This window comes from Lacticaseibacillus nasuensis JCM 17158 (assembly GCF_001434705.1).
GTDB classification, from domain to species: domain Bacteria; phylum Bacillota; class Bacilli; order Lactobacillales; family Lactobacillaceae; genus Lacticaseibacillus; species Lacticaseibacillus nasuensis.
This window is the reverse complement of the sequence record NZ_AZDJ01000003.1, coordinates 97,130-115,068: the sequence shown is the minus strand read 5'-3', so window position 1 is coordinate 115,068 and position 17,939 is coordinate 97,130. Positions and strand designations below refer to the sequence as shown.

Here is a 17,939-nt window from a genome sequence, read left to right as displayed (position 1 = left end):
CGGTGGCATGGCAGCAGATCTAATTTCATTTATCGCCGAGTATGGCATCCAAGACTTCACCACGCGCCCCTTCACCGTGGTCGATGCGGTGATTTGTGCGCAGCTAGCCTACTGCGACTTCGCGCAGGCCACTGGCGCTTCGACGTTCGGGGAACTCACCACGGCCACGACCCGCGAAGCCATGGTGGCAGGGACCTGGGCTCAGGCCGATAACGAACGCCTATTAGCCGCCTTGGCGAACAGCCGGCGCTACCAAAATGTCGCCTGGCTGGCGCCGGTGAACCGGCGCAATCTGGCGGCTGAGCAACAGTTCTCTGCGGTCACCTTTGCCCTAACGCCGACGCAACATTACGTCGCCTTTCGGGGGACTCGCGCCAGTTTCGTCGACTGGAAGGAAGACTTTAACCTCACCTACACCCGCGTCATCCCGTCCCAACGGGCAGCAGCGGTGTACCTCGACGAGATGCACCGCCGTTACCCGGGCCAGCTCTTCGTCGGCGGTCACAGCAAAGGTGGCAACCTGGCAGCCTTTGCGCTGGGACACAGCCTGCCTGCCACCCAAGCCGCCATCGCCATGGCGTATAACTTTGACGGGCCGGGACTACAGGAGCCCTTGCCCAACGCGTTACAAGGCAAGCTTTTGAAACTCGTCCCGGAGAATTCCTTAATCGGCATCATTCTTGATCCCGCGCAGGATTTCGGCGTGGTCAAAAGCACCGGCAGTGGCTTTCGCCAGCACGACCCCTTCACCTGGGTCGTCAATGGCACCAACTTCACCTACCTTGCCGCCACCGACCGCCGCACCCAATACGCGCAGCGCACGTTGGCCACGTGGCTGGCTGGGCTGGATGACACCACCAAGGCCCTGGCGTTGAATCAGCTGTACGCCGTTATTCAAGCCACCGACGCCCAGACCTTCGCAGAGCTGCAACAGCGCTGGCCGCAACACGCCAAAACTATCCTCGCCGGCCTCACCCACGCCGATCCCGCGGCCAAGGCGGCGTGGCGGGCGGTGGCCGGTCAGTTGTGGTTAGCGCTGACCGCAGACATCCACCCGCCGGCGCCACTGGCCGCCTGGCGCGCCCATCATGACCACGAAAAATCGGGACTGTGACGAAAGCCACAGTCCCTTTTGCGCATCCGAGTATTCCAGTGATGTTACGTGCCAAAAGGCCGGCATCGAGCTGATAGCTAAACCAGCCACTAGGTCCAAAGTGCGGACCCAGCGTCTGGTTAGGCTATCCGTCGATGCCAAAACCGCCTTTTGTCACAGCCCGTTTTTGTCACTTCACCAGTTCGGTGTCGATGCCGTCCAGCTTGTACGCCGGGTGCGCCAGCGAGTTCTTCGTGAAGCGCAGGAACATGCCGTAGCTCACCGTCACCGGCAGCGGCTTGGTGGCCTTCACCTGATAGACGAGCTGGTATTGGTGCGGCTTGGCCGTTTTCGCCACGTATAACGCGTCGTCTTTCAGATTAGCCCAACTCGCCGCGTCACCGTCGCCCTTAGTGCCGCGCTTGGCCGCCTGGCGCGCGATCCGCCAAAAGCGCGCCTCTTGCTGGTCGGTGAGGTGATCCGCCTTGTTCGATAACAGCACCTTGGCCTTGGTGCTGTTATAACTAGGAATGGTGGCCGGTTTGGGCTTGGCGGTCGCGCAACCAGCCAGCCCCACCAGCAAACCACCAATCAATATTTCTTTTCGCATTGTCTGGTCCTCCATCATGATGGTCGCAATCTCTGCGCCATCTAGGGACCTGTTTTTCTTGCGAATGGCAAAAAAAAGACCCGCCGAGGCGAGTCTCATCTTGATTAGTCTTCTGCAACGAATGGCAGCAGACCCATGATCCGGCTGCGCTTGATCGCAACCGTCAGCTTACGCTGGTTCTTGGCGCTAGTCCCGGTCACCCGGCGTGGCAAAATCTTGCCGCGTTCGGAAATGAACCGTTCCAGCAGGTTCGTGTCTTTATAGTCGATGTATTCGATATGGTTAGCGGCGATGAAGTCTACCTTGCGGCGACGACGACCACCACCACGACGTTGTTGTGCCATGGAATGTCACTCCTTTTCTGTGGATTGGGTAATTTCGTTAAAATGGCAAATCATCATCTGAGATGTCGATCGGCTGGCCGTTGTCGGCAAACGGATCGCTGCTGTTCGCCGCGGCGGTGTTATTAGCACCGGAGTTGGCGGCAGGTTGCTGGAAGTTGCTTTGGCTTTGCGGCGCAGGCCGGTTCGCCTGCGGCTGCTGGTTACCGAAGTTCGGGGCGCTTTGGCCGCCGAATTGGTTCCCACCACCGAAGTTGCCTTGGCCAGCCGCCTGCGGATTGCTCCCTGCAGGTTCGCTAGGCCGCGCTTCGGTGACCGCGCGACTTTCCAGTAAGGCGAAGTTTTCGACGACGACTTCAGTCACATACACACGCTGGCCCTGGTTGTTCTCGTAGTTACGAGTTTGGATGTGCCCTTGCACACCCACCATTGAGCCTTTGCGGGTAAAGTTGCTGAAGTTCTCGGCACTTTTTCGCCAAATGACGCAGTTGATGAAGTCCGTTTCCCGCTCCCCTTGGGCATTGGTAAACTGGCGATCAACGGCGATGGTGAAGGTGCCAACGGCTGTCCCACTTTGGGTATACCGCAGATCAACTTCTCGAGTCAGCCGACCCGTCAACGAAACCGAGTTAATCATCGCAAACTCTCCTTTCTCAGATAACGGATGCTTAGTCTTCGCGCTTGACGATCATGTGACGCAGAATGTCGCCACTGATCTTGGACAAACGATCGAACTCATTAATTGCAGCTGCATCAGATGCAGTTGCGTTCACGATATGATACGTGCCTTCGCTGTACTTGTTGATCTCGTACGCGAACTTACGCTTTTGCCAATCCTTGGAGTCAATGATGGTGGCACCATTTTCCTTCAAAATATTGTCAAAACGTTCAACCAATTCTGCTTTACCTGCTTCGTCGATATCAGGACGAATGATGTAGGTAATTTCATATTTGGTTTCAGCCATGACGGTTCACCTCCTTATGGTCTTTGGCCCCTAGTCTGTCTAGGAGCAAGGAGCAGTACAGCCTAAAAAAGGCCATACACTCACAAATTAGTAATATACCATAGAATCGCGACCAGCACAAACGTCGCATCCCTTAATACATACGCGAATCGTCACAGACTCACTGTTTGAATCCGCATAATATTCTTGTTCAGCGAGATGTCCTCGATGATGTCGGCGTAATTCATCGCTTTGGGAATCGAAATCTCGTAGATGCTGGTGTAGATTTGCGTGTCCTCGGATTGTGTCACCCGGAAGTTGACGTCGTTGACCTCGATTTTGTGCTTGTCGAAATAGTTCTGGATAAACTCCTTGGTTTCGAGCTTATGCCGGTACTGAATCTCGATTTTCTTCATGGCGTTGACGTGGATGATCTTCTTCAACCCCACCAGCACGATGAGAATCACCACGGTGGCGGCCAGCGCAATCTCGTAGTTACCCATGCCGATGGCCAAGCCCAGCCCGGCCACGGCCCACAGACTCGCGGCGGTGGTCAAGCCACGCACGGTGCGGTGCTGCACGATGATGGTGCCGGCGCCAAGAAACCCGATGCCACTGACTACCTGGGCAATCAACCGGGCGTCATCGGCGCGCACGACACCAGCCAGCTTCGGGTGGGCCAAGGCGATGTTCAAGGCGTTAAAGCCGATTTCTTTTTGGACCAGCGCCATGATGCAGGCCCCGACACACACCAGCATGTGCGTCTTGATCCCCGCGGGGCGATTCTTGTGTTCGCGGTCGTAGCCGATGAAGCCGGAGACGATGGTGGCCAAAATGAGCCGGCCAATAATTTCGATGAGACTTAATTTGAATGTGTTCACGACTTGCCTCCTGTCTAGGACTACTATACCAGACCTAAATTTGGAAGTTCATCAACACTCGCGACTGCGAGGGATTTTCGCGCAAGGTTTGCAGGGTGTGGGCGAAATCGCGCGCAGCAGCCACCAAGCCTAAGCGTTGAAACTCACGCACCACCGCTACGCCTGCTACGTGAACCAAATCACCTATTACAGCCACACCTAACTGTGCCGTGCCGAATCACGTTTCTGAGTAGCAATCAGTTCCCCTTGCAGGAAATCAACCAAGTCTTTAACGGCCTCGTTGGACCCGCGGCGAACATTAATTGTGGTATCCAAGGCAATGAAATTTGACGGAATTGGAATCAAGTTGAAGTCTAGCTTGGGGAAAACTTGCTTGGCGGTTGCCAAAGTTGTGATGGTGGTTGATTCGGATGTTGTCGTCACCGCTCGCAACGCATCTGCAATGGTCGGAACAAGCATGTGCGTTGTCAAAGAAAGGTTTGCCTTTTGGAAGCTCATCTCGACGTATCGCTGGAAACTGCTGTGATCGGCCAACCCGACGTACTTTGTCTGATTGAGTGATTTGAAGATGGCGCTGGAATACGGCTGATAGAGCTGATGCGGCTGATAACCCAGACAGTTGCTGGACAGGAAGAAGTAGAGCTGACGCACTGGCAAATCAAGTGACATAAAGTCACTCTCCAGCAATTTTTGCCCGATAACAATATCAAGGTGCCGCATCTCTTCAGGGTCGGCATTATCAGCAAGTAATCTCACTTCAAGTTTGGGTCGCCTGTTCGCTTCGGCATATACGCTTGCCAGCTTGGTCACCTGACTGCTCATGAATGGATCGGTCACCGCGATGGTGAGCGGCGGCCTCTCTGCAGTCGCCAGCGAGTCGATTGCTGTCACCAACCGGTCTTCCTCGCTGATGATAGCTTGCAGTCCATTAATCATGGCCTGCCCGGCTGCGGTGAGTTTGATTGGTTTCGTTCGGGTGATCAGTCTGGCCTGGTAGGTCACCTCCGTCTTCTTTAATAGATTGCTGATGTATGGCTGACTAAGATAAAGCTTGTCAGCCACTTCAGAGATCGTTTGAGAATAGTTCACTGCTTTCAAAATTTGTAAAAGTGTCCGATCGGCTTTCATAGTCCCTCCGCAGATTTATAACAATTCTAAAATAATCTAATCAAACTTACCTATTGGAAGTTTAATTATCGCACGAATACAATAGCACTAAAAGAGGAGGAACAGAAAAAAATTAACGGACCGGAATAATTTCAGTCGCTTCAAGCTCGTCGTTTTGTCACCAGTGTCTCGTGATTTGGCGGCAAAACCAAGGGGCCTAGTTGAGTGAAGCGGCTAGAGTGGGACCGGCGAATCCCACATGAAGGAACCTACTAAAGCACACAACAGTTGGGACATGCATCAATCAGATAGAGGCGTAAGATCATGAAAAAAACTCCAAAACAAGATCAAATGTACATGCAACCGGCACCGCAGATTATTGTCTCCGTTCGTGATAAGAATGGGCGTAATAACGCGCAGACTGTCGGCTTTGCGGGCAATGCAAACTATCATCCTGATATGCTGATGATCAGCATTATTCCTGAACATCTGACTTATGACATTCTTCGGGAAACTGGGTGTTTTGTCGTTAACTTACCAATGGAGAATTTTAAAAAGGAGCTATATTACATTGGTTCACATTCGGGTCGTGATGTTGACAAGTTTGCTGCTCTTGATTTGAAGTGGGAGAACGGCTCAGTTGTCGATGCCCCGCTACTCACGGATTGCCCCGTCAACATCGAATGTCGTGTTGTCATGTCGATCAAACCAGAGCCGGGCCACAATGAGATATTCTTTGGTAAAGTGGAAAAAGTCCATGTAGATGAAGAGTATCTCGATGAACAAGGTCACATCCTGTGGGAGAACATGGACTTATTCTCATCATTGGGCTCCATGAAGAAATATCGCGATGTCGCACCAGAATAATGATCGGGTTGTTTCAGGCAACATCAAGTTAATTGTAACAAGCTGTCACTTAAGCCCATTAACATCGATTCATGCATCATTGAATATTGAACAGCACAAAGACCGCTAGACATCCAAGTCTAGCGGTCTTTGTGCAATCACACGCTCTGCGCTGAAGTCACCTTACTGGCTTAACGCATAAAAGAATATCTCGTCATAAGTCCGCCCCATGCGAGGCAATCACCCGTTGGTACCAGGCAAAAGAATCCTTGCGCACCCGCGCCATCGAGCCATGGCCAAAATCGTCGGCGTCGACGTAGATGAAGCCGTAACGCTTCTTCATTTCCCCGGTGCTGGCCGACACGATGTCTAAGGCACTCCAAGCGAGGTACCCCATGACTGGCACCCCGTCGCTCAGTATGGCCAGCCGCATTTGCGCCAGGTGCGCCCGCAAATAGTCGATGCGATACTGGTCGTGGACCTGGCCGTCAACCAGCGTCTCGGCGCCGCCGATGCCGTTTTCAACGATGAACAACGGCAGGTGCCAGCGCGCATTAGCCCAATTCAAGGCGTAGCGTAATCCCACCGGATCGATGGCCCAGCCCCACTGCGATTGCGGCACATTGGGATTGGTGGTGAGATCCGTCGCCTCGTTGTAGGTGTAATCGGCATCGGCCGCTTGGTGCTTGAGCGTAAAACTCATGTAGTAGCTGCAGCCGACGAAATCGACGGTGCCCGCCGCCAGAATCGCCGCGTCTTCTGGGGCCTGGTGAATCGTTAGGCCATGCTCGGCCCAATACGGCGCCAGCCAAGCCGGATAATGCCCTAGCGCCTGCACATCCCCGAAGTAGTAGCGATAGTCCATCGCCTTGCTGGCCTTCAACACGTCTTGCGGCGCCGGCCCAGCCGGGTAAATCGGGCACAGGGCCAGCATGCCGCCGACTTGCAGCGTCGGAGAAATGGCATGGGCGATTTGGACGACTTGCGCGCTGGCCACCAGTTCGTGGTGCGCGGCTTGAAACATCGCCTGCTCCGCATTTTCCCCCGGTTGCAAGAGGAGCCCGGAGTCTTGCAGTAAGGCGTGCGGGTCGCGCCAGTTGGCTTGGTTGTTGATTTCGTTAAACGTCAGCCAGTACTTGACCTGGTGGTGGAAGCGGCGCAGGCACACCGTGGCAAAGCGCACAAAGGCGTCCAGCACGTGCCGACTAGCAAAGCCTCCATAGGCCTGAACCAGATGCAGCGGCAACTCGAAGTGCGACAGCGTCACCATGGGCTCGATGCCATACTCGTGGCAAGTCGCAAACACGTCGTCGTAGTACTGCAGCCCCGCCTCGTTGGGCTCGGGGTCGTCGCCATTGGGGAAGATCCGCGTCCAGGCGATGCTGGTGCGAAAACACTTGAAGCCCATCTCGGCCATCATGGCGATGTCTTCACGATAATGGTGATAAAAATCGGTCCCCCAGTGATTCGGGTACACGCCGTCTGCCGTCACCGTGGGCGTCACCGCGCGCGGGGTTTGGCGGTCGCCGGCCAACATCACGTCGGCAATCGATACGCCTTTCCCATCGGCCTGCCAGGCGCCTTCGGTTTGGTGGGCGGCCACCGCCCCGCCCCACAGAAACGACGCGGGGAACGCTGGGCCTTGCATTGGCTGTTTTGTCATCACGAACCTCCTATTGTTGCGGTTTGCGCCGCAGAAGTAACGCCTCGGTGCCGGTCAGGGCCACCGTGCGCGCGTCGGGTTGGCCGATGCCAACATAGACATCGCTACCGACGTTAGGCGTCAAGGTTTCCCCAGTGGTCGAAACGACGCTGAACGCGTCCGGGGCTAACGTCAACGCGACACGCTGACTGGCGCCGGCGGCTAACGCCACCCGCTGAAAGGCCACCAGCCGCGGATGTAACGGGGCCAAGTCACTGTCGACATGGGCGTAGACCTGCACCACTTCTTCGATCGCGGTGTCGCCAGTATTGGTGATGGTCACCGCCACGCCTTGGTACGCCCGCTCACCGGTCAGCTCGGCATCGCTTAGGGTGACATGGCTATAGGTCAGCCCGTAGCCAAAGGGGTACAACGCCTCATGCGTCATGTAGCGATACGTGCGGCCGGTCATGCGGTAATCGGTGAACGACGGGAGTTCCTCGGTGGTGCGATAGAAGGTCACCGGCAACTTACCGCTCGGTGATACTTTGCCGAACACCAAATCCGCCACTGCGACGCCGCCTAACGCGCCGGGGTACCACACGTCGAGAATCGCCTTCAAGTTGGGGTTGGTTTCCGCCCCGCCCAGCGTCAACGCCGAGCCGGCGGTGAGAATCAAGACAATCGGCTTGCCTAAGGCCAAGAGCTTATCCAACAGTTGTTGCTGGTGGCCGGGCAGCCGCAGGTCGGTTTTGTCCCCGGCGGCTTGGGCATTGCCCGCATCGCCTTGCTCGCCTTCAATGCTCGAGTCTAGCCCGAGGCACAAGAAGGTGACGTCACTGTGCTCGGCGGCGGCCAAGGCTTCGGCCTCACGGTCATCGGCCTGGGCCAAGGGCTCAACGCGATCGAGGAACAGGTGACAGCCGGCCGCGTAGTTCACCCGCGTCGTCGGCGCCACCGCCTGCCGCAACCCCGCCAAAATGGTGACGGCGTTTGACGGCGTGCCGGCGTAGTTGCCTTGCAAGACCAGCGTCGAATCGGCGGTTGGGCCGATCACGGCGATCGCCTTAAGCTGCTCACGCTGCAGGGGCAAGTAATGGTCATTTTTCAACAACACGGCGCTTTCCCGGGCGGCCTTCAACGCTAACTGGTGATGCGCTGGTGAGTCGATTTCGGTGTAGTCAATGGCTTGGTAAGGGGCGTCTGGGGCGTGCAGGCCCAACAGGATGCGGGTGGTCATCAGCCGCACGGTCGCCTGGGTAATGGCGGCTTCGCTGATCAGCTGCTCCGCCAGCGCTTGCTTCAGGTACTGGGCAATGTGGCCGGCGCACAAATCACACCCGGCTTTAATCGCCAGCGCCATGGTTTCGGCGTCGCTAGCCGTATAGTGATGCGCCGTGCGCACGTCTTCTTCAGCACCGTAATCGGACACAATGTGCCCGGCAAAGCCCCACTCCTCACGCAACGTCTTGGTCAACAGCGTCTCAGACACCGGCGCCGGCACGCCGTCAACCGCATTATACGCCGCCATGACGCTTTCGACGTGTCCTTCTTGCACCGCCGCCTTAAACGCCGGCAGGTAAGTTTCATGGAGGTCTTTTGGCGTCGGGGCCACGTTAAAGCCGTGACGAATGCCTTCCGGGCCGCTGTGCACGGCAAAATGCTTGGCACACGCCGCCAGCTTCAGGTACTTGCCGTCGCCTTGCAGCCCGTGAATATAAGCCACGCCGTTGCGCGCCGTCAGATAAGGGTCTTCGCCATAGGTTTCGTGGCCGCGACCCCAGCGCGGATCGCGGAAGATGTTCACATTCGGGGACCAAAACGTCAAGCCCTTATAGATGTCGTGATCGCCATGCGCCACGGCCACGTTGTGCTTGGCCCGGGCCTCGGTGGCCACCACATCGCCGATGTCGTGCACCAACGCGGGATCAAACATCGCCGCCAGCCCAATGGACTGCGGAAAAACGGTGGCCGTCCCGGCGCGGGCGACGCCGTGTAAGGCCTCGTTCCAATAGTTATAGGCTGGTATCTGCAGACGCGCGATGGCCGGGGCATCATATTCCAGTTGCCCGATTTGTTCATCGATGGTCATCTTGCCCACCAGCTCGGTGGCTTGCTGCCGCGCCACCGCGCGACTCATGCGTTGTTCTGTCATGACTACTTTCTCCCTTCAATCAATGGCTGCACGGCTTGTTCCCCTGCATAAAGGCACCCGGCCTGGAGCCGGTGAAACAATGCCGGCACCGTGACAAAGCTGTACTGGGCGGCCGTCAACCGCTGCAAAATCTCCGGCAAGGCCTGCACAGTGGCGGGCTGGCCGTCGTGCATCAAGACGACATCCCCTGGCTGCGTCAACGTCGTCACGCGCTGGATGATGCTCGGGGCATCATGCGACCGCCAGTCCTCCGAGTCCACCTGCCACGTCACCGCCGGGCGCCGCGCCGCCGCGGCCACGGCGGCATCGATATCACCAAACGGCGGCCGGAAAAACGTGGTGCGCAAGCCCGTCGCCGCAAAGACGGCTTCATCCGTGCGCGTCAACTCGGTTTGAATCTCGCCGGGCGACAACCCCAGTAGCGACCGGTGCGTATAAGTGTGGTTACCAATGGCATGACCGGCCGCCACGATTTGTTTCACGAGGTTCGGAGCCGCCGCGACGTGTTCCCCCCACAGCATGAAGGTGGCCACGGCATGATAGCTAGCCAGCGTGGCCAGAAGCGCCGGCGTCGTCACCGGATCCGGGCCATCATCGAATGTTAACGCTACTCGTTTCATTTTTTCCTCTACTGAAAATCCAGTAACCCAGCCGTGATCGGTTGCGTCGCCGCGTATACCTGCCGATACAGCTGGTACAACTGCGCGTACCGCGCCACGTTGGCGGGTTGTGGTTGATACACCGTCTGCGGGGCGATGAACGAATCGGCGCAAGCCTGCAGGTCAGCGAACCAGCCGCTGCCCACCGCCGCCAGCATCGCCGCGCCCATGCCAGGCCCTTGCTCGCTGGCAAGCCGCACGATCGGCTTGTTCAAGATATCGGCTTGAATCTGCAGCCACAGCGGGCTTTTCGCCCCGCCACCAATCGACACCAGTTGCTTGAAGTCCCGCCCATTGGCTTGGTAAATCGCGAGGATATCCCGGAACGAGAACACGATGCCTTCGAGCACGGCCCGGACGAAATCGGCCCGGGTTTGCTTGCTGTCGACGCCGATGAAGCTGCCCCGAATCTTGGCGTCGGCATACGGCGTCCGCTCGCCCACCAGATAAGGCGTGAACAACAAACCGTGAGCGCCAATGCTCGACTGCGCGGCGCTAGCCACAAAGGCGGTGAAGTCGTCGCTTGGGCCGAAGGTTTGCTTCAACCAGCTTAAACTATACCCCGCCGCCAGCGTGACGCCCATCGAATAATACGCATTTGGCACGGCGTGGTTGAACAAATGTAACTGGCCGTGATAATTGACGTTCGCCGTGGGTTCGTAGGTCAACACGACGCCTGATGTGCCGATGCTGACCATGGCAGAATCCGCACGTAAAATGCCGGCGCCGATTGCGCCACACGCATTGTCGGCGCCGCCGCCAAACACCGCCGTGGCACTGGTGAGCCCAACCGTCGAAGCATACGCCGGGGTCAGCGACCCAACGTTGGTCGTGGCCGTGATGAGCGGCGGGCACAACCGCGCGGGGAGGCCAAACGCGTCGAGAACCGCCTGACTCCAAGTCTGGTTGGCCTCATCCAGCATCACCGTCCCGGCCGCATCGGAAAGTTCCATCGCCAACTGCCCGGTCATGCGGTAGCGCACGTAATCCTTCGGCAGCAAGAAGTGCGCCGCCTGCGCAAACAGCTCGGGTTCGTTCTCCTTGACCCATAACAGCTTCGGCAAGGTGAACCCTTCCAGCGGCCGGTTGCGGGTGATGGCGATGAACCGCTCCCCAAGCTTGGCCGTGATCTCAGCCGACTGCGTGGTCGTGCGCGTATCGTTCCACAGAATCGCCGGGCGCAACACCGCGCCGGCCCGGTCTAGCAGCACCAACCCGTGCATCTGCCCGGAATAACTCAACCCGCTGATGGCCGCCGGAGCCACGCCGCTATCGGCCAGCAGCTGGCGCAGCGCGGTCGTCGTCCCGGTGACCCAGTCCTCTGGATTTTGCTCGCTATACCCTGGTTGCGGCTGGGCTAAGGGATAAGCCGCACTCGCCTGGGCAACGACTTGCCCGGTTTCGTCGACCAGAAGCACCTTCACGGCACTCGTGCCTAAATCGACCCCAATGACATATTTCATAGTTTTCCTCCACCAAAAGCGCCCGCCTCGCTGACGCCACTGCTTGCACAGCGTGGGCAGCGAGGCGAGCGCAGAATCCGTCTCCGGTAAATTTACTTCAAAGTATCCACGATGTAGTGGTTCAACGTCGCTTCGAGTTCTTCCCAGCGACCGGACTTCGTGGCGCCGCGCAACGCGGCTTGCGGCTTATCCAAGACCAGTTCGTTCAAGGTCTTGAAGCTTTGCTTGCCGGCTTCGATTTCGGCACCAACGCCACTGTCATAGCTGCTGTAGCGCTCGGTAATGAAGTCTTCAAAGACCTTGTCTTGCTTCAAGCGCAAGGCCACCTTCAAGCCAGCGGCGAAGGTGTCCATGCCGGTAATGTGGGCATAGAACATGTCTTCTGGCGTGAATGAGGAGCGCCGTGGCTTGGCGTCAAAGTTCAAGCCGCCCTTGCCCAGGCCGCCATTTTCAACGACTTCGTACATTGCCAAGGTCGATTCGTACAAGTCGGTCGGGAACTGATCGAGGTCCCAGCCAATCAGCTTGTCGCCTTGGTTGGCGTCCAAGGACCCCAGCAAGCCGGCGTCCCGGGCCACGCGAATCTCGTGTTGATAGGTGTGCCCAGCCAAGTTGGCATGGTTGCCTTCCAGGTTCAGCTTGTAGATGCCATCCAACCCGTATTCCTTCATGAACGCGATGGTGGTCGCGGCATCGAAGTCGTATTGATGCATCATCGGCTCTTTCGGCTTTGGTTCCAGCAGCAGCTGGCCCGTGTAGCCGATTTCCTTGGCGTAATCCGCCGCCATGTGGAAGAAGCGGCCGAGGTGATCCTGTTCGCGCTTCATGTCGGTGTTCAACAGGGACTCGTAACCTTCACGGCCGCCCCAGAAGACGTAGTTCTCAGCGCCAACCTTCTTGGCGGTATCGAGGCCTTCCTTGACTTGCGCCGCGGCATACGCGAACACATCGGCAAATGGGCTGGACGCCGCCCCGGCAACAAACCGTGGGTTGGTGAACATGTTAGCGGTGTTCCATAGCACCTTCATGTGCGAGGTCTTTTGGTAATCGACGAACATGTCGGTGATTTCTTCGATATTTTTGTTGGTTTCCCGCAGCGTGTCGGCTTCCGGCGCGATGTCGCGATCATGGAAGCAGAAGAAGTCAACGCCGAGCTTGTCATAGAATTCAAAGGCCGCATCGACCCGGGCCTTGGCCAGGTCCATGCCCGTTAAGCCATCCCACGGGCGAATCGCGGTGCCATCGCCGAAGATGTCATCGAGTTTTTGGCCAAAGGTGTGCCAGTATGCCACGGAGAAGCGCAACCAGTCGCGCATCTTCTTGCCACCGACTTCCTCGTCGGCGTTGTAATAATGAAAGCCTAACCCGGCCTTCAACGACTTGGTGCCAACGAACGGCACCGCTTCAACGTTAGGAAAATATGATTTTGTCATGCTAAACCCTCCAAAAAAATCATGATGTTTACTTGTTTGTTGTTCAAACCAACTTACTTAGCCAAAAAATTTTGGCTATTCCTTCAACCCACCGGCAGTGACGCCACCGATGATGTACCGCGACAAGAACAGGTAGATGATGATCAACGGAATGACCGTCAACCCAATGCCCAGGTACATCGCCCCGAACTCGGTGCGGTAGATGTTGGCCGTGAGTAACTGGACCAACATCGGCAAGGTGTACTTCGACTGGTCGTTGATCAAGATCAACGGCATGAGGAAGTTGTTCCATGAGGTCACGAAGGCGAAGATGCCCATGGTGGCCAGCCCCGGCTTCATGATTGGCAACATGATGCGGTGGAAAATCTTGAGCTCGTGCGCCCCTTCCAGTCGCGCGGCATCCGCGTAATCCGGCTGGTAGACGGTTTCCATATACTCCACGAGGAAGAACACGGTGTTCGGCGCCGCAATCGATGGAATGATCAGGGGAATGAAGCTGTTTAACAGATTCAACTTCGTCATGAACTGGTAGAACCCGATCATGCTGATCTGCGGTGGAATCATGATCAATCCAACCATGACACTGAACAGGAGCTTCTTGCCCTTAAAGTTGTAAGCCGTAAAGGCGTAGGCGCCTAGCGCGGAAAAATAGACGGTCAGAATGGTCGAGCAGGCGGCGATGATGAAACTGTTGCCCATGCCTTGCCAAACGTTAAACCCCTGGTTCATCAAGACGTGCCAGTTGTGCACCAGGCTGCCGCTAGGTAACAGGGACAAGCCTTGGCGAATCTGTTCGACCGAGCGCGTCGCGTTAACCAACAGAATCCAAAACGGCAAGATGCTCAGCAGGGTCAAGATGCCGCAAATGACGTAGATGAGCGTACGCCGTGCGCGTAATGCTTTTTGCATTATTTGGCCCTCCCAACTTTAGTTCTGCCCTTGAACGCCCGGAACATTAACAGGCTCAAGACGATGGAAATCAGCAGCAGGATGACCGAGGCCGTGGCCGCCAAGTAGAAGTTCCGGTTGCCTTGGAAGGCCTGCTCGTAAATGTACATGGTGATGGTCAACACGGAATTATTCGGCCCGCCTTGCGTGAGCAAGAACGGAATGTCGAAGATCTGCAGCCCCCCAATCAGGGAGGTGACCATCGTGTACAACAGGATCGGTTTGATCAGCGGCAAGGTAATCTGCCGGAAAATCTGGCCATCCGTCGCCCCATCGACCCGGGCGGATTCGAATAGCGATTCGTTGATGCCAAGAATCCCGGATTGAATGACGATCATCGTTTGCCCGTACCACATCCAGAACTGGATGAAGGAGACAATGAAGATGGTGGCCCAGTTGCTTTGGAAGAAGTTGTTCGCGGAGCTAATCAGCCCCAACTTGATCAATAGCATGTTGATTGGGCCCATTGGGTAGCTGAACAAGGCTGAGAACAGCACCGCCACAGAAGCAGCCGTGATCACGTTCGGCAGGTAGAATGCCACCTTGAAAAACGTCGTCCCCTTCAGCTTCAACTTCTGGTTCGTGAACCACGAGGCCAGTAGCAGCGCAAAGCCGATTTGCGGGATAAAGTTTAAGATCCACAACAGGAACGTGTTCTTAATAGCCTTGATGAACAAGTCGTTGTGAATGATCGCGAGGTAGTTCTTGAACCCGACGAAGTTCGACGTCGTGTTCCATCCAGCCAAGTCTGTGAAACTCAGATAAATCGTATAGATAATTGGATACAGCGAGAAAATCAAGAAAACGATGAAGAACGGTGTGAGGAAATAGTAGCCATAACGGTTATACCGTTCAAAATGACCCTTATGGTTCGGCTGTAAATCTGCAGGTGCCGTTTTCATCCAAACCCCTCCTTTGGTCAAAGTTATGTGTAACCCAGACGCCGCGAGTCTACCCGCGCCGTCAGACTACTTAACGGTGATATCAGGGAAGGCGTTTTGGACAGTATCCTTGAAGGCTTTTAGCGCAGCGGCCTTGGAAATCTTACCTTGAGAGTAAGGCGTCAGGGCGTTGTCGACGAAGGCCTTTTGAATCGTTTGGTCGTACTTGGTCAGCAACTTGCCGTCGATGTCCTTAGCGGATTCAGCAAACTGCTTGTACTGATTCTGACCACCCAGGAACTTGCTGGTGAACTGTGGCGTGATCTTCTTAACCACGGTTTGGTTCGAGACAAAGTCGTTTTGATCCTTCGCCCACTTCGTCTGGAACTTCGGATTCGTGGCGACCCACTTGGCAATCTTGGCTGCTTCGTGTTCCATTGGTGAATTCTTCACAGCGCCAAGGTACGTGCCACCCCATGAATAGGACCATGGGCCTTTAACGACGCGCCAGTCACCAGCAGTGTTGTTGCCGGTCTTAGAAGACTTAGCGTTTGGCTGTAACCAGTAGAACAGGCCCCATGATGGCAGGCTGTAACCCATGATGTTGTTGCTGGACATGCCAGAGAAGTATTCACTGGACTGCTCAGTGGTGTCTTGGGTCAACTTGCCACTAACGAATTGCTTGCTCATGTCCATCAGATCCAACATGCTCTTATCGATCTTCAGCTTGTTGTTCACGACCCAAGGCGTCTTGCGGGCCCCAATCATGGGTTCGAACAGGTCGCTGATACTGGAAGTCATGAAGATTTTCCCATTGGACTTCTGGTTCACTTCTTGGGCGGTCTTGGTAAAGTCAGCCGCTGTGTCAACCTTGGCTTGCATCTGTTCAGGCGTGGTGACGCCGAGGTACTTCTTCGCAAGGCTGGCGCGATAGTAGTAAGCCCCTGGTGTCGCTTGCCAGGACAAAGCGACTTGATGACCCTTGGCGTCTTGGCCGACTTGCTTCACGTAGTTCGTGGTGTTGGCACTGGCTGACTTGATGCCGACCTGGCTGAGGTCCGCCATCTTGCCGGAATCCACGTACTTCTTCACGAAGGAGGCATCCAAGGCAATCAAGTCAGGCCCATTCTTGGTCCCCAGTACTGGATCAAGTTTCGTCTGGAAGTTCTCGAATGGCACGACAGTAATCTTGATCTTGTAATCCAAATTTTTGTGCATCGGCTTGTAATAGTTATTGATGATCTTCTTCATGTCCGTGGTGAATGTCCACACCTGTAACGTCTTGCCCTTGGTGCTGGACTTCGAACTATTGGCGCTGCTATTCCCACAAGCAGCTAGCGTGAGCATCGAAGCGGTCAACAACATGGCCCCGGACGCAATTTTCCAAATCCTCTTATGCATAATCTCGTTACACTCCTTTTCTCTATACCCCTAAAACCAAAAAGACTAGTGACAGACAGCAACTTCAAAAGGTTGGTTGGTTAAACAAACAAACTTAAACAAGAAGAGCTTAACACCTCGTCAAGTGGGTTGCAATCGTTTTCATTTAAAAAAACAATCAGCGGACAAAAAAAGACCGGTTGCCCGGTCATTAACTTGGTGTGATTAGTGATGATGATCAGTTGATTCAACAGTCGTCTCTGTACTGTGAGTGCGGTGCAACCCGAAGATGCGACTCACCAACACCGCGGTGCCGCCAAGTAGCGTCCCCGTGTACGGATTGGTCGAAAATTCAACGTTGGTCGTTTGCCCCGTGATGGTCGTCACCTGCTCCGGAAAGCCCGATAATAATTCCGGAATTTCGGTGATGATGTCCGAGGTCAGCACGACCACAGACGGGCTGAAACTCAGAATCAGGTTGCGAATCAACACCAACAGGTACTTGCGGAAGCGCTGCACGATCCGCTCGGCGTTAGGATCATGCGCCGCCAGCAAGGCGTGAAGCTCGGCAGTCGTCAAGGTCGGCAACTGGCAGGCCGCTTTAACGTCTCTGAACAACGCAGCCTGCGTACAGATCTCTTCGAAACTCGCCTCTTGCCCCTCCGGCGTGAGGTAGGCCGTCGTGTGCCCGATTTCCCCTGCCTCGCTGTTGCGCCCTCGGTACAAGGCGTTGTTGATGATGATGCCAGCCCCAATCCCGTGGTGAATACTCAGCGTGATCAGGTTGTTGCGGGCGGTGGTGCGCTCGGCAAAGTCGCGCTCGTAAATCGCGCTTAAGTTCGCCTCGTTTTCCAGCACCACCGGCACGTGAAAAGCGGCAGTCAACACGCCGTGCAGGTCGATATCCGCCATCTTGACGTGTGGCGAGTACAGGACCTGATTGTTGTGCACGATGCCGTGCACGGAGATGACGATGCCGGCCAAACCCGCTACCGACGGCCGATCCAGGTGCGCTTGGATGAATTGGCGCACCATCTCTTGGCGCTGCGTTGGCGACTCTGTCGGGGTGGCCACGCGCTCATAATCCAAGGTGTGCCCCGCCAAGTCGTTGATCATATAGGCGATGAAGTGATAGCCGAAATCGACCGAAATGGTGAACGCATAGTCGGCATTGAGTTGCAGCTGAAGCGGCTTGCGCCCGCCGCTGTCCGAGCTTTCGCCTTCGCCGACTTCAACCACCAAATGCTTGGCAATCAGTTCCTTCAAGACGTCAGAAACCGTCGCCTTGTTCAACCCGAGTTGCCGGGAGATCTCCGCCCGGGAAATCTGGGGATGGTTGTAGATCTGATTTAACACTGCCAAAACGTTGACGCGCCGCATCGTTTCTTTCTTCATGCTAGTTACCTCGCCTGAACCACATCACCAAGTCGCCATTGCGAATGACCCTGTTCACCCACTCGAACCAGACCAGGACGGCTTGGCGCGATAGGTTAAGTTAGTCAACTTACTAATTGGCCCTATCATGACATATTCGCACCGCCGCGGCAATTATTTGC

At 55.9% G+C, this 17,939-nt stretch carries 17 protein-coding genes; 2 read left to right on the top strand and 15 right to left on the bottom strand.

What is annotated here, in order from left to right; genetic code table 11:
- The first annotated feature begins 7 nt into the window (after positions 1-7).
- Positions 8-1,114, top strand: coding sequence for an Mbeg1-like protein (locus tag FD02_RS02285; protein ID WP_056950099.1), 1,107 nt, complete (start codon positions 8-10; stop codon positions 1,112-1,114).
- A gap of 169 nt (positions 1,115-1,283) precedes the next feature.
- Here the strand turns inward: FD02_RS02285 and FD02_RS02280 are convergent, their stop codons facing one another.
- The 6 genes from FD02_RS02280 to FD02_RS02255 form a co-directional block, all read right to left on the bottom strand.
- Positions 1,284-1,703 carry a hypothetical protein gene (locus FD02_RS02280; protein ID WP_056950097.1) on the bottom strand — a complete coding sequence of 140 codons (420 nt, stop codon included), beginning with the start codon at positions 1,701-1,703 and terminating at the stop codon, positions 1,284-1,286.
- Between the two features lie 104 nt (positions 1,704-1,807).
- Positions 1,808-2,047 carry a 30S ribosomal protein S18 gene (gene rpsR / locus FD02_RS02275; protein WP_054721294.1) on the bottom strand — a complete coding sequence of 80 codons (240 nt, stop codon included), beginning with the start codon at positions 2,045-2,047 and terminating at the stop codon, positions 1,808-1,810.
- A 37-nt stretch (positions 2,048-2,084) separates the two neighbouring features.
- Positions 2,085-2,681: a single-stranded DNA-binding protein gene (ssb, locus tag FD02_RS02270; protein ID WP_056950095.1), complete on the bottom strand. Its 597-nt coding sequence runs from the start codon at positions 2,679-2,681 to the stop codon at positions 2,085-2,087.
- A 31-nt stretch (positions 2,682-2,712) separates the two neighbouring features.
- Entirely contained in the window at positions 2,713-3,009 is a 297-nt protein-coding gene (rpsF, locus tag FD02_RS02265) for a 30S ribosomal protein S6 (RefSeq protein ID WP_054721296.1), read from the bottom strand.
- A 152-nt stretch (positions 3,010-3,161) separates the two neighbouring features.
- A complete protein-coding gene (locus FD02_RS02260) occupies positions 3,162-3,869 on the bottom strand; it encodes an MgtC/SapB family protein (RefSeq protein ID WP_056950094.1) in 708 nt (235 codons plus the stop codon).
- Positions 3,870-4,067: 198 nt separating this feature from the next.
- The gene (locus FD02_RS02255) at positions 4,068-4,997 is read right to left on the bottom strand and encodes a LysR family transcriptional regulator (RefSeq protein WP_054721298.1); all 930 of its coding nucleotides are present in this window, start codon (positions 4,995-4,997) and stop codon (positions 4,068-4,070) included.
- A 303-nt stretch (positions 4,998-5,300) separates the two neighbouring features.
- On the opposite strand from FD02_RS02255, the gene FD02_RS02250 reads away from it, so the two are divergent.
- On the top strand, positions 5,301-5,843 hold the full coding sequence (locus tag FD02_RS02250; RefSeq protein WP_056950092.1) for a flavin reductase family protein: 543 nt from the start codon (positions 5,301-5,303) through the stop codon (positions 5,841-5,843).
- Positions 5,844-6,036: 193 nt separating this feature from the next.
- On the opposite strand, the gene FD02_RS02245 is transcribed toward FD02_RS02250, so the two are convergent.
- From FD02_RS02245 to FD02_RS02205, 9 genes are all read right to left on the bottom strand, one after another.
- Positions 6,037-7,485 carry a 6-phospho-beta-glucosidase gene (locus FD02_RS02245; protein WP_056950090.1) on the bottom strand — a complete coding sequence of 483 codons (1,449 nt, stop codon included), beginning with the start codon at positions 7,483-7,485 and terminating at the stop codon, positions 6,037-6,039.
- A gap of 10 nt (positions 7,486-7,495) precedes the next feature.
- A complete protein-coding gene (locus tag FD02_RS02240) occupies positions 7,496-9,619 on the bottom strand; it encodes a glycoside hydrolase family 3 C-terminal domain-containing protein (protein WP_056950088.1) in 2,124 nt (707 codons plus the stop codon).
- A 2-nt stretch (positions 9,620-9,621) separates the two neighbouring features.
- Positions 9,622-10,239, bottom strand: coding sequence for a polysaccharide deacetylase family protein (locus FD02_RS02235; RefSeq protein ID WP_082603274.1), 618 nt, complete (start codon positions 10,237-10,239; stop codon positions 9,622-9,624).
- An 8-nt stretch (positions 10,240-10,247) separates the two neighbouring features.
- Positions 10,248-11,741, bottom strand: coding sequence for a xylulokinase (gene xylB, locus FD02_RS02230; RefSeq protein WP_056950086.1), 1,494 nt, complete (start codon positions 11,739-11,741; stop codon positions 10,248-10,250).
- A gap of 92 nt (positions 11,742-11,833) precedes the next feature.
- A complete protein-coding gene (gene xylA / locus FD02_RS02225; RefSeq protein ID WP_056950084.1) occupies positions 11,834-13,174 on the bottom strand; it encodes a xylose isomerase in 1,341 nt (446 codons plus the stop codon).
- 75 nt (positions 13,175-13,249) lie between these two features.
- A complete protein-coding gene (locus FD02_RS02220) occupies positions 13,250-14,083 on the bottom strand; it encodes a carbohydrate ABC transporter permease (protein WP_056950082.1) in 834 nt (277 codons plus the stop codon).
- Positions 14,083-15,024 (bottom strand): carbohydrate ABC transporter permease, encoded by a 942-nt coding sequence (locus tag FD02_RS02215; protein WP_056950081.1) that lies wholly within the window; start codon positions 15,022-15,024, stop codon positions 14,083-14,085. The genes FD02_RS02220 and FD02_RS02215 overlap by 1 nt, the downstream gene beginning before the upstream one ends.
- A 66-nt stretch (positions 15,025-15,090) precedes the next feature.
- Positions 15,091-16,404: an ABC transporter substrate-binding protein gene (locus tag FD02_RS02210; RefSeq protein WP_054721302.1), complete on the bottom strand. Its 1,314-nt coding sequence runs from the start codon at positions 16,402-16,404 to the stop codon at positions 15,091-15,093.
- Between the two features lie 204 nt (positions 16,405-16,608).
- Complete coding sequence (locus FD02_RS02205; protein WP_054721304.1) at positions 16,609-17,778, bottom strand: ROK family transcriptional regulator; 1,170 nt, start codon at positions 17,776-17,778, stop codon at positions 16,609-16,611.
- Between the last annotated feature and the right edge of the window lie 161 nt (positions 17,779-17,939).

Bases quoted from the DNA above. Each gene is read 5' to 3' on its own strand.
- FD02_RS02285 (WP_056950099.1), top strand. From the start codon at position 8: ATGGCAGCAGATCTAATTTCATTTATCGCCGAGTATGGCATCCAAGAC.
- FD02_RS02280 (WP_056950097.1), bottom strand. From the start codon at position 1,703: ATGCGAAAAGAAATATTGATTGGTGGTTTGCTGGTGGGGCTGGCTGGT.
- rpsR (WP_054721294.1), bottom strand. From the start codon at position 2,047: ATGGCACAACAACGTCGTGGTGGTGGTCGTCGTCGCCGCAAGGTAGAC.
- ssb (WP_056950095.1), bottom strand. From the start codon at position 2,681: ATGATTAACTCGGTTTCGTTGACGGGTCGGCTGACTCGAGAAGTTGAT.
- rpsF (WP_054721296.1), bottom strand. From the start codon at position 3,009: ATGGCTGAAACCAAATATGAAATTACCTACATCATTCGTCCTGATATC.
- FD02_RS02255 (WP_054721298.1), bottom strand. From the start codon at position 4,997: ATGAAAGCCGATCGGACACTTTTACAAATTTTGAAAGCAGTGAACTAT.
- FD02_RS02250 (WP_056950092.1), top strand. From the start codon at position 5,301: ATGAAAAAAACTCCAAAACAAGATCAAATGTACATGCAACCGGCACCG.
- FD02_RS02245 (WP_056950090.1), bottom strand. From the start codon at position 7,485: ATGACAAAACAGCCAATGCAAGGCCCAGCGTTCCCCGCGTCGTTTCTG.
- FD02_RS02240 (WP_056950088.1), bottom strand. From the start codon at position 9,619: ATGACAGAACAACGCATGAGTCGCGCGGTGGCGCGGCAGCAAGCCACC.
- FD02_RS02235 (WP_082603274.1), bottom strand. From the start codon at position 10,239: ATGAAACGAGTAGCGTTAACATTCGATGATGGCCCGGATCCGGTGACG.
- xylB (WP_056950086.1), bottom strand. From the start codon at position 11,741: ATGAAATATGTCATTGGGGTCGATTTAGGCACGAGTGCCGTGAAGGTG.
- xylA (WP_056950084.1), bottom strand. From the start codon at position 13,174: ATGACAAAATCATATTTTCCTAACGTTGAAGCGGTGCCGTTCGTTGGC.
- FD02_RS02220 (WP_056950082.1), bottom strand. From the start codon at position 14,083: ATGCAAAAAGCATTACGCGCACGGCGTACGCTCATCTACGTCATTTGC.
- FD02_RS02215 (WP_056950081.1), bottom strand. From the start codon at position 15,024: ATGAAAACGGCACCTGCAGATTTACAGCCGAACCATAAGGGTCATTTT.
- FD02_RS02210 (WP_054721302.1), bottom strand. From the start codon at position 16,404: ATGCATAAGAGGATTTGGAAAATTGCGTCCGGGGCCATGTTGTTGACC.
- FD02_RS02205 (WP_054721304.1), bottom strand. From the start codon at position 17,778: ATGAAGAAAGAAACGATGCGGCGCGTCAACGTTTTGGCAGTGTTAAAT.